This is a genomic window from Nocardia inohanensis NBRC 100128 (genome assembly GCF_001612945.1).
In the GTDB taxonomy this organism is placed as follows: Bacteria; Actinomycetota; Actinomycetes; order Mycobacteriales; family Mycobacteriaceae; genus Nocardia; species Nocardia inohanensis.
In genome coordinates, this window is sequence record NZ_BDBK01000010.1 from 302,948 (window position 1) to 317,703 (window position 14,756).

A 14,756-nucleotide genomic window follows, 5' to 3' on the forward strand; every position below is an offset into this window, starting at 1 on the left:
GAGGTTCGAGGCTCAGGCTGCGCCGAAGTCGTCGGAGTTGCCCATGGCTTGGGTGAGCAGGCTTTTGCGGTATTGCTCGAGGGCTACCAGGTCGCCGAATAGGGCCATGTAGTCGTCGGTTTGGTCGGTGGAGGAGATGCGCTGGAGTTTGGACTTCAGGGCGGCTATCTGGCGGCCGACGAGGGCTTCCTGGGTGCGGGCCAGGACGCCGGTGACGAAGCGGGGGATGTCGTTGGCGGATTTGACGGGGAGGGGTTCGGCGGCGAGTTCGGAGACCAGGGCTCGCATGGTGAGGTCTTCGGTGTTGTCGGCGACGGTGTTGACCCATTCGGCGCCGCCCAGGCCCGAGGATGCGCCGCCGGCTTCGATTACGGCGGCGTGCAGGGCGAGGTAGGCGGGGTGGGTGAAGGCGTCGGCATCGAGGGAGTCGAAGAGGGGGCCGGCGTAGGCGGGGTATTGGAGGGCCGCGGCCAGGGCTTGGCGCTGGACCATGAGGGTGGGGTCGTTCGGGTTGGGGCGGGCGGCCGGTTGGGCGGTGACCGCTTGCCGGGCTTCGCGTTCGGGGATGCCGGGCTTGGCGCCGGTGCGGGCGGATTTGCGGGCTTCGTCGCCGACGCGGCGGACCACCAGCTGGATGTCGTCCCAGCCGACCCAGCCGGCCAGTTTGGTGGCATAGGCCTTGCGGAGGGCGAAATCCTTGATCTGGGCGACCACGGGGACGGCCCGGCGCAGGGCTTCGACCTGGCCTTCGGGTGAGTCCAGATTGTGTTCGGCGAGCAGGCCGCGAATGACGAACTCGTACAAGGGGACTCGGCGGGCGACCAGGTCGCGGACCGCGCCGTCGCCGTTGCGCTGCCGGAGTTCGCACGGGTCCAGGCCGTCGGGGGCGACGGCGATATAGGTCTGGCCGGCGATCTTCTGGTCGCCGGAGAAGGCTTTGAGGGCGGCGGCCTGCCCGGCGGCGTCACCGTCGAAGGTGTAGATGATCTCGCCGCGCCAGAAGCTATCGTCCATGAGGAGGCGGCGCAGGATGGCGAGGTGTTCGTCGCCGAAGGCGGTGCCGCAGGAGGCGACCGCGGTTTTGACGCCCGCCAGGTGCATGGCCATGACGTCGGTGTAGCCCTCGACCACCACTGCTTGATGGCCCTTGGCGATCTCGCGCTTGGCGTGATCGAGGCCGAACAGCACCTGGGACTTCTTGTACAGCAACGTTTCCGAGGTGTTGATGTACTTGGCGGTCATGGTGTCGTCGTCGTACAGGCGGCGCGCGCCGAAGCCGATCACCTCGCCGCCGAGATTGCGGATCGGCCACAGCAGGCGGCGGTTGAAGCGGTCCATGGGGCCGCGCTGGCCCTGCTTGGACAGGCCGGCGGCTTCCAGCTCCTTGAACTCGAATCCCTTGCGCAGCAGGTGCTTCGTCAAGGTGTCCCAACCGCCGGGCGCATATCCACAGCCGAACTGGTGGGCCGCGTTGTGATCGAAGTTACGGTCGGTCAGGTACTTTCGCGCCGCCTCGGCTTCGTGTTCGCCGAGCTGCGCCATGTAGAACTCGTGGGCGGCGGCATTGGCGGCGACCAAACGCGCGCGCGTGCCCCGGTCACGCTGGACCGACGTCCCGCCGCCCTCATAGTTGATCTTGTAGTTGAGCCGGTCCGCCATCTGCTCGACAGCCTCGACGAACCCGATGTGCTCGATCTTCTGGAGGAAGGCGAAAACGTCCCCGCCCTCACCACATCCGAAGCAATGGAAATGCCCGTGATTGGGCCGCACATGGAACGAGGGCGACTTCTCGTCGTGGAAGGGACAGAGCCCCTTCATGGAGTCGGCGCCCGCGCGCTTCAACGCAACGTACTCACCAACCACATCCTCGATCCGAACACGTTCACGAATCGCCGCGATATCGCGGTCAGGAAGTCGGCCGGCCACGCAGCGAGTCTAGCTGTTCCGCCTCTCCGCGACTTCAGCGCACAACTGAGATCCGTACACCGTCCTGCACGCGGGCCGGCGGTTGGGCGCCGACCCGATTTCGGGCGTACCCGACGAGTTACCCGACCCGCGCGAAATCAGTGGGTCACGCCTGCCAGGATCTACCGAGTGCTCAGCCTGTACCACGACGCCCGGACCCCGGTGCATACCGTGCCCGCCGGGGCGAAGCTGCTGGTGCTGGCCGTCACCGGCACCGGGTTGTTCTTCGTGCACTCGATCGCCTGGCTCGCGATCGCCCTCGCGGTGGTGTTCGGGCTCTACGCCGTCGCGCGGATCCCCTGGCGGGTGACCGGCAAGCAGCTCCTCACCCTGACCCCGGTACTCCTGCTGATCATGCTGGCCCAGCTGCTGTTCGTCGGCCGCGACAGCGCGATCACCGTCGGTCTCCGGCTGCTGACGCTGATCCTGCTCGCCAACTTGGTGACTTTGACCACCCGCACCTCCGCCATGATCGACACCATCGAACGCGCGCTCACCCCGCTGCGGCCCCTCGGCGTGCGCCCCGACCGAGTCGGCCTGCTGGTGGCCATGACCATTCGATTCGTCCCGGTCATCCGCGAACAAGCCGAACTGGTCCGCGCCGCCCAGCGCGCCCGCGGCATCGAGCGCAGCACCGTGTTCCTGGTCCCGCTACTCATCCGCACCCTGCGCATGGCCGATGGCGTCGGCGAGGCCCTGGACGCCCGCGGCCTGGACTGAAACCGCTACTGTGCCCGGGTGCGTAGTAGGGATTTGGCCCAGATCGCGCTGTTCGCGGCGATCATGGTGGTACTCGGCTTCTTTCCGTTGATCCAATTGCCGGGGACGACGGTGCCGTTCACTTCGCAAACTCTCGGCGTCATCCTGGCGGGCTCGATCCTGGGTGCGAAGCGCGGCGCGCTGGCGATCCTGCTCTTCGATGTCCTGGTCTTCGCGGGCCTGCCGGTGCTGCCGGGCGGGCGCGGCGGCATGTCGGTGATCATGGGCGCGACCGGCGGATTCGTCATCGCCTATCCGATCGGCGCGCTGGTGATCGGCCTGCTCACCGAGCGGCTGTGGAAGCACTACAACCTGCCCATCGCCCTGGCCGTCAACTTCCTGGGCGGCGCGGTCGTGCTGTACGCCATCGGAATTCCGTGGATGGCGACCGTGCTGAACCTGCCGCTGTCCAAGGCGATCACCACGTCGGTGGCGTTCCTGCCGGGCGATGTGTTCAAGGTGGTCATCGGTTCCCTCGCGGCGCTGGCGGTGAAACGCGCCTACCCGCTGATGCCGGCCCGCGCATGATCGAGATCGAAGGCGTCTCCCACCGCTTCGGTGAGCGGGAGGTGCTGCGCGAGCTGGACCTCACCCTGGACGAGCGCCGCATCGCCGTCATCGGCTCGAACGGCTCGGGCAAATCCACCTTCGCGCGCCTGCTCAACGGCCTCCAGGTGCCCAGCGCGGGTCGGGTCCGCGTCGATGGTCTCGATACGCGCAAGCAGGGCAAGCAGGTTCGCCGACGGGTCGGTTTCGTCTTCCAGGATCCCGACGTGCAGATCGTGATGCCGACCGTCGCCGAGGATCTGGCGTTCGGGCTCAAGCATCACGGCTTCGGCAAGGCGGAGATCGCCGATCGCGTGACCGAGGTGCTGGCCGAGTACGGGCTCGCCGAATTCCGTGATCACCCCGCGCATCTGCTCAGCGGCGGCCAGAAGCAGATGCTCGCCATCGCCGCCGTGCTGTCGGTGCGCCCGGAGTACGTCATCTTCGACGAACCGACCACGCTGCTCGATCTGCGCAACAAGCGCCGGGTGACGAAGCTGCTGGCCGAACTGCCGCAGCGCCTGGTGGTCATCTCGCACGACCTGGAGCTGCTGGCCGATTTCGATCGCGTGCTGGTCTTCGACGAGGGACGCATCGTCGCCGATGGCCCGCCCGCCACCAGCGTCGCCCACTATCTGGCCCGGCACGAGGCGCTCTGACTCACTCCGTCCGCCCGAAGTACCGCCGCCGCACCTGATCGTTGAGCCGCTGCCCCGGCCGGGAGTGGAACGCCATACTCACCACCACCCGCGGAATATGCCCGCGCACCATGGTGATTCGATGCCGCGCCCGCCGCCCCGGATACAGCACCAGCGCCCCGGGCGCGGTCGCCAGCAATTGCACGGTCCGCCGCCGCGCACCGGCCGCTCCGGCGGGCGGGAAATCCATCGGCAGCGGCGAATACTCCAGCACCCCACCCTGTTCCGGCGCGACCACATGCAATTCCAGGGTGTACTCCGACAGGTCGAAATGCCACTCCTGCCCCGTCCCCGGCGGGTCCACCTGCACGGTCATGGCGCCCAGCGCATCCGCGGACCGATGCACCGGCTCCCCCACCACCCGGGATACGAAGCCCAGCAACGGTTCCCAGCGATACAGCTGCTTGACCGCCGCCGTTGCCGGTATCCGGTCATAGGGCGTCAGACGCGGCACGGACGCGTCCAGCAATGCCTCCGCCGCGATGGCCACCACCGCTTCCGGCCGCAGGAACTCCGGCACCACCACCAAACCCGTTGCCGCGAGTTCGTTGCGGGCGTGTTCGATGACGCCGAGCAGGCCGGGCACATCCCGGCTGTCCAGGGGATATCGGTCGAGATCGACCGTCTGCTCCACGCCGTACAGCATTGCCACCCCCATCCGGCTCACGAATCCGGTGCCGTCACGGGTCCCCTGCCGACCGGTTCGTCACCACCCTCAGGGTATCGCCGCGGCGATCCGCTCGAGGCGGCTCTCGGTGAGCGAGGCGATCTGATCCACCACCACCCGCACCCGGGCGCTGTCGTCCACCGCCTCTTCCCACCAGGGCAGCAGCAGCCGGTCCAGCCCGCGCGGGGCGGCCGTCAGCAGGCGATCGGCGACCAGCAGGATGCGTTCGCGCTGGGTGGCCTGGCGGACGCGATGGATGGGATCGTCGAGCACGAAGCGCAGCGCCATGGTCTTGAGCACCGCCACCTCGGCCGCCACCACCGGCGGCACCTCCAGATCGGCTGCGTAACGGGACAATTGGCGGCCGCCCCAGGCCGCGCGCGTCGCCTCCACCGCGGCCGTGGCGAAGCGGCCGACCAGATCGCTGGTGAGGCGTTTCAGCGCGACCGAGGCGGCCAGCGAACCGTCGTAGGCGGCCGCGGCGGCCACCACCGGCAGCTCCGAGAGCCGTTGCGCGGCGGCCACCAGTTCCTCGGAAGTCAACGAACGATGCTGTGCCGCACCGAGTTTCGCGAGCGTGTCGCGCTCCGCCGGGTCGGCGAGGATGCGCAGGTCGATGCGGCCCACGATGACGCCGTCCTCGACATCGTGCACCGAGTAGGCGACATCGTCGGCCCAGTCCATGATCTGCGATTCCAGGCACTGCCGCCGCTCGGGCGCGCCCTTGCGGACCCAGGCGAGCCGGTCCAGATCCACGTCGTAGGCCCCGAACTTGGTGCCCGGACCCGTTCTGCCCCAGGGATATTTGATCACCGCGTCCAGGGCCGCCCGGGTCAGGTTCAGCCCGCAGCTGTGGCCGCGCTCGTCGAGCACCTTGGGTTCGAGCCGGGTCAGGATGCGCAGGTTCTGCGCGTTGCCCTCGAAACCGCCGTGCGCGTCGGCGAATTGATCCAGGGCCTTCTCGCCGTTGTGCCCGTACGGCGGATGCCCGATATCGTGCGCCAGCCCGGCCATATCCACCAGGTCCGGATCGCACCCCAGGCTGTCGGCGATACTGCGCCCGATCTGCGCCACTTCCAGCGAATGGGTGAGCCGGGTGCGCGGCGTGTCGCCATCGCGCGGACCCATGACCTGCGTCTTGTCCGCCAGCCGCCGCAGCGCCGCCGAATGCAGCACCCGGGCCCGATCCCGCGAGAAGTCGCTGCGCCGCGCCGGGCACGGCGACCAGCTCAATCCGGCGGTACCGGCGGTCTCCGGGACCAGGCGCTCCCGGTCCGCGTCGGAGTACACCCGGTCGTAATCGATGCGCGCGTTCATGACTTCACTGGTCCGCCGTGTATTTGAAATCCGCCGAGTAGTGGCTCAACTGGTACCACAGCAGAGCGAAGGTCTCGCGGAAAATGCCGTGCGCCTGTGATTCCCGCGTGTAGACGGCGGGCCCGGTGCGGGTGGGCGCGGTCCACGCCGAGAGCCCGGCATCGCGGGCCATGGTGCGGGTGCGCAGCGAATGCCACGGATCGCTGACCAGCACCACCGAGGATTTGCCGCGCGCCAGTAGCGCTTTGGAGACCGCTTCCACGCTCTGCAAAGTGTCCGAACCGGTCTCCACCGCCAGAATGCGATCCGCCGGAATGCCCTGGTCCTCCAGGTACTTCTTGCCGGACGCGGCCTCGGTGTAGTTGTCGCCCACCTGTTTGCCGCCGACCGTCACCACCATCGGCGCGATGCCCTTCTTGAACAGCCGGTTCGCCTGTCCCAGCCGGGCTTCGAAGACCGAGGAGGGGGTGCCGTCGTACTGCGCGGCGCCCAGCACCACGATGGCGTCGGCCTGCGCGTAGTCGCTGATCCGGGCCACCTGCCAGACCCGCACCGCGGTGCCGCCCACCACCAGCAGCGCCATCAGCAGCGCGCCGATCAGCAGCCGGCGCGCCCAGCGCAGGGTGCCCGAGACGCAGCCGCCTCGGGGTTTCGGCTCGAATTCGCTGGTCATCCAGTCGGGTTCGGGAGCACGGTTCCGGAGTTTCACCAACCGCGCCGCCGCCACTCGGGCAGTTGCGGGCGCTCGGCGCCGAGGGTGGTGTCGTCGCCGTGGCCCGGGTACACCGCGGTGTCATCGGGGTAGCGGGCGAAGAGTTTCGATTCGACATCGCCGATCAGCGATGCGAAAAGGTCCGGATTGCCGGTTTTTCCGACGCCGCCGGGGAACAGCGAGTCACCGGTGAACAGGTGGGTGCGGCCGTCGCCGTCGGTGAGGGCGAGCGCCACCGAACCGGGCGTGTGCCCGCTCAGGTGGATCGCCTCCAGCTCGAGTTCGCCGATCTGGATCTTCTCGCCGTCGGCCAGCAGCCGATCCGGCGCCACGGGTAGCGGCTCGGCGTCCAGGGGATGCACGGCCGTGGGAGCCTTGGTGCCGGTCGCCACGTCCGCCAGCGCCCACCAGTGATCCGGATGCTGATGCGTGGTGACGATGAGCGCCACCCCGGCCGGGGCCTGCTGCCCGATCAGCTCGAGAATTCGCTCCGCCTCGTTGGCCGCGTCGATGAGCAGGGTCGCGCCGGTGTTCGCGCACTGCACCAGATAGGTGTTGTTGTCCATCGCGCCGACGGACATCTTCACGATGCGCGCGCCGGGAACCTCGCGTAGCTGCGCGTTCGAACCGGGGGCGACATGACCCGTGTAGGGGGTTTCGATCGTGATCACGTCCTCGATCGTAGTCATCGCCGCCGACACGGGTGCGCGGAAGAATCTCCGGCGCCCGGTACGGGCGGATAGATTCGTGGAATGCGGCAATCGAATCGGCCCCTGACGCTGATCGTCACCGGAATTCTGCTGGCTCTGGCCGGGCTCGGTCTCGGCGCGGGCGTGGCGGGCGCGGAGCAGCCGCAGCGGTTGCCCACCTATGTGACCGATCAGGCCGGGGCCTTGCGTGGCGGGCAGGCCGCGGAGCTTCAGGCGGCCATCGACGCGCTGTACGCGAAAGACCATGAGCGGCTGTGGGTTGTGTACGTGCGGGACTTCTCCGGCATGGATGCGCAGGCGTGGGGTGAGCAGACGGCGCGGCTCTCCAACTTCGGCGATCGCGATGTGCTGCTGTCGGTGGCGACCGAGGATCGGGCCTACGCCTTCACCGGGACCACGCCGGAATCGGTGAGCGACAAGGAAGTCGACCGGCTGCTGGTCGACAAGGTGGAACCGGAACTGCGCGCCGGTGATTGGGCCGGTGCGGGATTGGCCGCGGCCGACGGGCTCTCCGCCGCCATGAACGGTTCCGGCGGCGTGAGCTTCCTGACATTGACGGTGATCGCGCTGGTCGTGATTCTCGCGGTCGTCGGGCTCTGGCTCTGGTCGCGCGGCCGCCATGCCCGCCGCGCCGAGGCCGAACTGGAGGCGGCGCGCAAGGTCGATCCCACCGATACCGCGGCCCTCGCCGCGCTTCCGCTGGGCAGCCTCGACACCCGGTCGAAGGAGGTGCTCGTCGATGCGGACAACGCGATTCGCACCAGCATCGAGGAATTGCGCTTGGCCACCGACGAATTCGGCGCGTCCGCGACCTCGCCGTTCACCTCGGCCCTGGAAGCCGCGAAAACCGCGCTCGCCAAAGCGTTCTCGATCCGTCAGCAGCTGGACGACGACATCCCGGAGACGCCGGACGAGCAGCGCCGCATGCTGGTCGACCTGATCAGCACCTGCGGCCGCGCCGATCGCGAACTCGACGCCAAGGTCGCCGAGTTCGATGCCATGCGCAACCTGCTCATCAATGCCGGCCAGCGCCTCGACGCCCTCACCCAGGCGGTCGTGGAATTGACCACTCGCGTACCGAATTCCGATGCCACCCTCGCCGGACTCGTTGCCGCGCAACCGGCGTCGGTGCTCGCGCCCGTGCGCGACAATATCGGCATGGCCCGCGAGCGCATCGCCTTCGCCGAGCGCGGGATAGCGGACGGCCGGGCCGCGATCGCCAAACCGGTCGGCCAGCAGGGCGCGGCGGTGGCGGCCATTCGCGGCGCGGAATCGGCCGTGGACGCCGCCCGCAAACTCCTCGACGCCGTCGACACCGCCGCCACCGATATCGACCAGGCCCGCGCCGGATTACCCGGCATCATCGCCGAATTGGACCGCGACCTGGCCACCGCCGCCACCCTCACCACCCACGGCGGCCCCGAACTCGCCACCGCGACAGCCGCCGCCCGCACCGCCCGCGATCAGGCGAACGCCTCCGGCGCGACGAACCCCCTCGGCGCCTTCCAGCAGGCGGTAGCCGCGGACACCGACCTGGACAAGGCGATCGCCACCGCCACCGATCGCAAACTCGCCGACGACGAACTCCGCCGCCGCCTCGACCAAGCCCTCACCGCCGCACAAAGCCAGATCAACGCCGCCTCCGACTTCATCTCCACCCGCCGCGGCGGCGTAGACGCCGAACCCCGCACCCGCCTCGCCGAAGCCCAGCGCAACCTCGACCAAGCCACCCAGCTCGCGAATTCCGAACCCGCCCAAGCCCTCCCCTACGCCCAGCGCGCCGCCGAACTCGGCACCCGAGCCCTGCACACCGCCCAAGCCGCCGTCCAGCAATGGCAAGCCGCCCAATCCACCCCGAACTCCCAAACCGGAGCCATCCTCGGCGGCATCCTCATCGACGGCATGCTCCGCGGCATGAGCGGAACTCACCGAAGCGGCGGCTCAGGCGGCGGCTACGCCCCCGGCTCCTTCGGCGGCTCCAACGGCTCCCGCCGCATCAGCCGAGGCGGCCGCTTCTAACCTCCGCGAGCGTGAATTGGTTGCGGCGACACGCCGCAAATCCCCGCAACCAATTCACACTCGCGGGGTGGGGGTGGGGTGGGTTAGAGCCAGCCCAGGCGTTCGGCGGCTCGTGCGGCCTCGGCGCGGGTGCGGGTGCCCGTTTTGCCGATGGCGGCGGAGAGGTGGTTGCGGACGGTGCCTTCCGATAGGTGGAGGGATTTCGCGATGGCTCCCGCTGTTGCGCCGTCTGCGGCTGCGGCGAGTACTTCGCGTTCGCGGGCGGTGAGCGGTGAGGTTCCGGCGGTGAGGGTTTCGGTGGCGAGGGCGGGGTCGATCACGCGCAGGCCCATATTTACGCGGCGGACGGCGTCGGCGAGTTCGCGGGCGGGGGTGTCCTTGACGACGAAACCGCTCGCGCCGGCGTCGATGGCGCGGCGCAGGTATCCGGGGCGGCCGAAGGTGGTGACCATGAGGATGCGGACCGCCGGGAATTTCGCGTGTACCTCGGCGGCGGCCGAAATGCCGTCCATGCCGGGCATTTCCACGTCCAGGAGCGCGACGTCGGGGGTGCTGCGTTCGACTGCCGCCAGTACTTCGTCGCCGCGCCCGACCTCGGCCACGATCTCCAGATCGGGTTCCAGGCCGAGCAGGGCCGCGAGCGCCCCGCGCACCAGGGCCTGATCGTCGGCGAGCAGCAGTTTTATCATTCCTTCTCCTTGTCCGCCGGAAAGCTTGCCAGCACTCGCAATCCGCCTTCGGGACGGTCGGCCAGGGTGAGGGTGCCGCCGGTGGCGCGGACGCGCTCGCGCAGGCCGGACAATCCGGAGCCGAATTTCGCGCCGTCCCCCAATCCCACACCGTCATCGGCGATTTCGATGCTCGTCGGGGTAACGCGCACGACCGTGTGCCGGGCTCCGCTGTGCCGCACGATATTGGTGACCGATTCGCGCAGCACCCAGCCGAACACCACGCTGTTGCGGATCGGCAGGTCGTCGCTGTCGGGCAGTTCGGCTTCGATTCCGGCCGCGCGCAGGGCCGTTCGCGCATTCGCCAGTTCGCCGGCCAGGGATACCTCGCGCAGGCCGCCGACGGTGGTGCGCACGCTCGCCAGCGATTCCCGGGCCAGCTTCTCGATATCGGCCAGCTCGGTTTTGGCGCGTTCGGTGTCGATATCGATCAGCCGTTGCGCCAGTTCGGTTTTCACCGTGATGACGGTCAGCGAATGCCCGAGGATGTCGTGCACGTCGCGCCCGACCCGCAGGCGCTCCTCGGCCACCGCCAGCTCGGTGAGCCGTTTGCGCGCCGCCTCGAGCTGCTGGTTGCGGGTGATCACCTGCCGGACGCCGCCCACCGCGAACGATCCCATCGCGATGGACTGCATGGTCGAATAGTCCGGCGGCGCACCGGCGATCAGCTGCGGCAGCACCGTCGCGGCGAGCAACAGCACGACGATCAGCGGCACCGCGCGGGTGAGCGGCAGGTTGAACACCACGAACGTGGCGATATAGACGGTCAGCGGGACCACGTCCCATCGCAAGGTCACCGCGGCCGCCAGCACCAGCACGCTCAGCACGGCCACCGGCACGAACACCAGCCGCTCGTCCGGGCTCGGCCACGACTCCCGCCGCGACGGGCTGCGCAGCATCACCCAGAACGCGCCGATGTAGCAGACCCCGAAGGCCGTGACCACCAGCAGGCTGTAGACGCGGGCCACCGGATCGTCCAGTTGCCAGGCTTCGTGCAGCGGGTTGTACAGGTACACCGACCAGATGGCCGCGAATACCCAGCCGATCCGCCGCCGCCGCGCGATTACCTCATCCACGATGCCGGACGCTACCGCAGGCAGCGGCCGGGCGAGCCGCCGCCGCGGCCCGGTGCGCGGGTCCGCGGCGATCGGGGCGGCCGGCATGTCAGCGTGCCGTGTCGCGGCGGAAGAGCAGGACCGCGCCGGCGGTGAAGACGCTCGCCCAGACCAGCACGTTGAGTACGGCCAGCGCCACCGAGCCCGCGCCGGGTTCGGCGAACGGGGCGCGGGCCAGCACCGCCACACCGTTCGTGGGGATGAACTTCGACAGGGTTTCGAACCAGCCGTGCAGCGGCATGAACAGCCCGCCCGCGAAGGACAGCAGCGCCAGCGCGGGGCCGAGCAGCTGCATGACGTTCTCCGAGGGCAGCAGGTAGCCCATGAACAGGCCGAAGGCGGCGAAGACCAACGCGCCGAGCCAGGCGACCAGGAAGCAGGCGATCCAGGCCGAGGCGGGCAGTTGCGCACCGGCGAACGCGCCGACCGCGAAAACCACGGCGACTGAGAATAATCCGAGCGTCATGGCCAGGGTGATCTTGACGGCGATATAGGTGAGTGGCCGCAGCGGGGTCAGCCGCAGCTGCCGGGTCCAGCCCAGCGCGCGTTCGACCGCGACCGCCGCCCCGCCGCTGGTGGTGGCCAGCAGCGCGCCGTAGACGGCCATGGAGACCATGACGTAGCCGGTCACATTGCCGGATCCGAACTGCTGGGTTTTGTAGTCGCCCTGGGTGCCGAAGATGACGAAGAACAGCGGCGGCAGGATGAGCGAGAAGATCAGGGTGCGCTTGTTGCGCAGCATCCGCCGCATCTCCAGCACCAGGAATGCGGGTGAGATGCCGCCGGGCCGGATCGCCAGGGTGGTCATCGGTGGTCTCCCGTCGTGGTGAGGGCCAGGAAGGCATCCTCGAGGTTGTGCCCGGAGATCTCCAGGTCGACGGCCGGGGTGGCGGTCAGCAGATAACGCGCCACGCTGTCGGATTCCTTGGCGCGCACGATGATCCGGTTGCCGCGCTGCTCCACGTGGTCGACGCCGGGCAGGCGCAGCAGCGTGGCCACATCCGCGTCCGGCAGAGTGGCGCTGACGGTGCGGCCCGCGGCGAGGTTCTTGATCTGCGCGGCGCTGCCGTCCGCGACCACCCGGCCCGCGCGCACCAGCACGATGCGATCGGCGTAGGCGTCGGCCTCGTCGAGGTAGTGGGTGGCGAACAGCACGGTGCGCCCGGCGCCGGCGTCCTGCCGGATGGCGTGCCAGAAGTCGCGCCGCCCTTCCACATCCATGCCGGTGGTGGGTTCGTCCAGGACGATCAGATCCGGGTTCGGCAGCAGGGCGAGGGCGAAGCGCAACCGCTGCTGCTGGCCGCCGGAGCATTTGCCGACCGGGCGATCGGCGATATCGTCGATGCCCGCGCGGACGAGGACCTCCGCGACCGGGCGGGGCGCGGTGTGCAGGGTGGCGATGAGCTGGACGGTCTCGGCGACGGTGAGATCCGGGAGCAGCCCGCCCGATTGCAGCACCGCCGAAACCCGGCCCGCCGCAATGGCATCGGCGGGGTCGCCGCCCAGCACCCGGACCTCGCCCGCATCCGGACGGGTCAGGCCGAGCATCATGTCGATGGTGGTGGTCTTGCCGGCTCCGTTCGGGCCGAGGAAGGCGACGATCTCGCCGGGCCGCACGGTCAATTCCAGGCCGTCGACCGCCCGCACCTCCCCCGTGCCGGAGCCGAAAACCTTGACCAGCCCCCGGATTTCGACCGCCGGGGTCAGCGACTCACCGGTCGCCGCCGCGGCGGGCCGGTCAGCAGTAGATTTCATACCTCCACTGTCGGCGGTGTGGGTCGCCGAGACCTCGGCCGACCGTCACGACCTGCCCATGACAGATGTCATGGGCAGCTCGCCGTCCCGGCACGCTGCCTCCTCCCCGTCCCGGCACGCTGCCTCCTCCCCGTCCCGGCACGCTGCCTCCTCCCCGTCCCGGCACGCTGCCTCCTCGCCGGCCCCGCACGGTGCCTCCTCGCCGGCCCGGCACGCTGCCTCCTCGCCGGCCCGGCACGATGCCGCCTCGCGGTTTCGGCCCAGGATGCCGGAACCGCGGGAGGTCGGAATCGACCCGGAACCCGGACGACGGGGTTGTCAGGCGAACATCGTGACGGAGTGGAAGCCGCCCGGGCCGAGAGGGTAGGGCGGGCGGACATGGCCGTCCTGAACTTCGCCCGAGCGGCTGGTGACGCGCGCTTCGATGATGTGTTCGCCGGGCGTCAGATCCACCACGGTGCGCCAGCGCCGCCAGGCCGCCGGGGCGATCTCGGAGCCGAGTTCCACCGGGAGCCAATCGGTTTCGTCGACGCGAATCTCCACCCCCGACACCCCTTGCGGCGGGGCCCAGGCCACGCCGGCGACGGTGCATTTGCCGCCGAATCCGGGTGTGGCACAGGCGGCGACGTCGATGCGGGCTTGCGGGCGCACCCAGATCGGTTCGCTGGGCCAGCCCCGCTTCCACCAGTAGTCGACCTGGCTGTCGTCGGAGAGTTCCAGTCCGGCAAGCCATTTCGCGCCGGTGTACTGGCCGTAGAGGCCGGGGACGAAAACCCGGGCCGGGAAGCCGTGCTCGGGTGGCAGCGGTTCGCCGTTCATGCCGATGACCAGGTAGCCGGGCCATTCGCCGGTGCGCAGCGGTTCCAAGGGCAGCGAGATGGTGTAGCCGTCGACGGCGCGGGTGACCAGGCGGGTGGCGCCGGGTTCGGGCATGGCGTGGTCGAACAGGGCGGTCAGCGGGACACCCAGCCAGCGGGCGTTGCCGGCGCGGCCGGAGCCGGCGGTGTTGTGCACGCACACCATGACCGCGTCGAATTCCACCGCCTGCTCGGCCAGATCGGCGAGCGAGAGCCGCAGCGGGTGCGCGACTTTACCTCCGATGGAGAGCCGCCACTGGGCGGGGTCGATGCGCGGCGGGCGCGAATTCACGTCCGCCACATAGAATTTGCCCGCCCGGGTGATCAGCGGCGACAGGCCCGGTTCGGTGCCGAAGCCGTCCTCGGGGATCGGGGTGTGCGAGCCCATCGGCCCCACCTTCCGGACCCGTTCGGCATGCGCGCGATCGGCGCGGCGAAGCAGGACTTCGGCTCCGGCGAGCAGCCCGGCACCCGTTGCCGCCCACAGCAATCCGCCGCCGAAGCCCACCCGTTCGCGTCGCAGCCCGGCCCGCAGTACCGCCGCCGCGGCGAGCCCGCCGACGGCCCCGGCCACCGGCTGGTTCGCACCGCGCGATGCGACCGCGGCGGCTCCGGCGCCGAATCCGCCCACGGCGAGCCCGCGCAGTCGATCCGGGAGCGCCGCCATGCCGGCGGTCGCCGCCACCGCCCCCAGCACCACACCGAACCGGGTGGTCTCCTTGTCGTGCCTTCCGGCCGTGGCGACGGTCGCCTCGACCACCGGCGTCGGCGCGGTATCCGCCAGCAGTCGCCCGACCCCGTCGATCACCGAGCCGCCCTGCGCGGCGGCGATCAGCTCACCCGCGCCGAGCGCGCCCAGCCCCACCGCCGCCGAACCCAGTAACGACCGCTTTCCCTTGACCGACACA

The 14,756-nt window shown here is 69.7% G+C and carries 14 protein-coding genes; 4 read left to right on the plus strand and 10 right to left on the minus strand.

The window, feature by feature from the left end; translation table 11 throughout:
• Positions 1–12: 12 nt before the first annotated feature.
• Positions 13–1,926: a DNA primase gene (gene dnaG, locus NI1_RS21065; protein WP_067823491.1), complete on the minus strand. Its 1,914-nt coding sequence runs from the start codon at positions 1,924–1,926 to the stop codon at positions 13–15.
• A gap of 168 nt (positions 1,927–2,094) precedes the next feature.
• On the opposite strand from dnaG, the gene NI1_RS21070 reads away from it, so the two are divergent.
• From NI1_RS21070 to NI1_RS21080, 3 genes are read left to right on the plus strand one after another with little or no spacing between them, the layout of a single operon-like run.
• Complete coding sequence (locus NI1_RS21070) at positions 2,095–2,685, plus strand: energy-coupling factor transporter transmembrane component T family protein (RefSeq protein WP_067823494.1); 591 nt, start codon at positions 2,095–2,097, stop codon at positions 2,683–2,685.
• A gap of 18 nt (positions 2,686–2,703) precedes the next feature.
• Complete coding sequence (locus NI1_RS21075) at positions 2,704–3,252, plus strand: biotin transporter BioY (RefSeq protein WP_067823497.1); 549 nt, start codon at positions 2,704–2,706, stop codon at positions 3,250–3,252.
• On the plus strand, positions 3,249–3,929 hold the full coding sequence (locus tag NI1_RS21080; RefSeq protein ID WP_067823499.1) for an energy-coupling factor ABC transporter ATP-binding protein: 681 nt from the start codon (positions 3,249–3,251) through the stop codon (positions 3,927–3,929). Before NI1_RS21075 ends, NI1_RS21080 begins: the two co-directional genes overlap by 4 nt.
• Position 3,930: 1 nt before the next feature.
• On the opposite strand, the gene NI1_RS38070 is transcribed toward NI1_RS21080, so the two are convergent.
• Genes NI1_RS38070 through NI1_RS21100 form a run of 4 tightly spaced genes read right to left on the minus strand, consistent with a single transcriptional unit; the run spans position 3,931 to position 7,353 of the window.
• On the minus strand, positions 3,931–4,626 hold the full coding sequence (locus tag NI1_RS38070) for a HalD/BesD family halogenase (protein WP_439957288.1): 696 nt from the start codon (positions 4,624–4,626) through the stop codon (positions 3,931–3,933).
• A gap of 57 nt (positions 4,627–4,683) precedes the next feature.
• Positions 4,684–5,952 (minus strand): deoxyguanosinetriphosphate triphosphohydrolase, encoded by a 1,269-nt coding sequence (locus tag NI1_RS21090; protein ID WP_067823505.1) that lies wholly within the window; start codon positions 5,950–5,952, stop codon positions 4,684–4,686.
• A gap of 4 nt (positions 5,953–5,956) precedes the next feature.
• On the minus strand, positions 5,957–6,625 hold the full coding sequence (locus tag NI1_RS21095; RefSeq protein ID WP_067823913.1) for a YdcF family protein: 669 nt from the start codon (positions 6,623–6,625) through the stop codon (positions 5,957–5,959).
• Positions 6,626–6,657: 32 nt separating this feature from the next.
• The gene (locus NI1_RS21100; RefSeq protein ID WP_067823508.1) at positions 6,658–7,353 is read right to left on the minus strand and encodes an MBL fold metallo-hydrolase; all 696 of its coding nucleotides are present in this window, start codon (positions 7,351–7,353) and stop codon (positions 6,658–6,660) included.
• Positions 7,354–7,416: 63 nt separating this feature from the next.
• On the opposite strand from NI1_RS21100, the gene NI1_RS21105 reads away from it, so the two are divergent.
• Entirely contained in the window at positions 7,417–9,393 is a 1,977-nt protein-coding gene (locus tag NI1_RS21105) for a TPM domain-containing protein (RefSeq protein ID WP_067823512.1), read from the plus strand.
• A gap of 83 nt (positions 9,394–9,476) precedes the next feature.
• Here the strand turns inward: NI1_RS21105 and NI1_RS21110 are convergent, their stop codons facing one another.
• From NI1_RS21110 to NI1_RS21130, 5 genes are all read right to left on the minus strand, one after another.
• Entirely contained in the window at positions 9,477–10,082 is a 606-nt protein-coding gene (locus NI1_RS21110) for a response regulator transcription factor (protein WP_067823515.1), read from the minus strand.
• Positions 10,079–11,197 carry a sensor histidine kinase gene (locus NI1_RS21115; RefSeq protein WP_245663332.1) on the minus strand — a complete coding sequence of 373 codons (1,119 nt, stop codon included), beginning with the start codon at positions 11,195–11,197 and terminating at the stop codon, positions 10,079–10,081. The genes NI1_RS21110 and NI1_RS21115 overlap by 4 nt, the downstream gene beginning before the upstream one ends.
• 88 nt (positions 11,198–11,285) lie before the next feature.
• A complete protein-coding gene (locus NI1_RS21120; RefSeq protein WP_067823520.1) occupies positions 11,286–12,044 on the minus strand; it encodes an ABC transporter permease in 759 nt (252 codons plus the stop codon).
• A complete protein-coding gene (locus tag NI1_RS21125; RefSeq protein ID WP_067823523.1) occupies positions 12,041–12,991 on the minus strand; it encodes an ABC transporter ATP-binding protein in 951 nt (316 codons plus the stop codon). Before NI1_RS21125 ends, NI1_RS21120 begins: the two co-directional genes overlap by 4 nt.
• Positions 12,992–13,309: 318 nt before the next feature.
• Entirely contained in the window at positions 13,310–14,755 is a 1,446-nt protein-coding gene (locus NI1_RS21130) for a molybdopterin-dependent oxidoreductase (protein WP_067823526.1), read from the minus strand.
• Position 14,756: the final 1 nt, after the last annotated feature.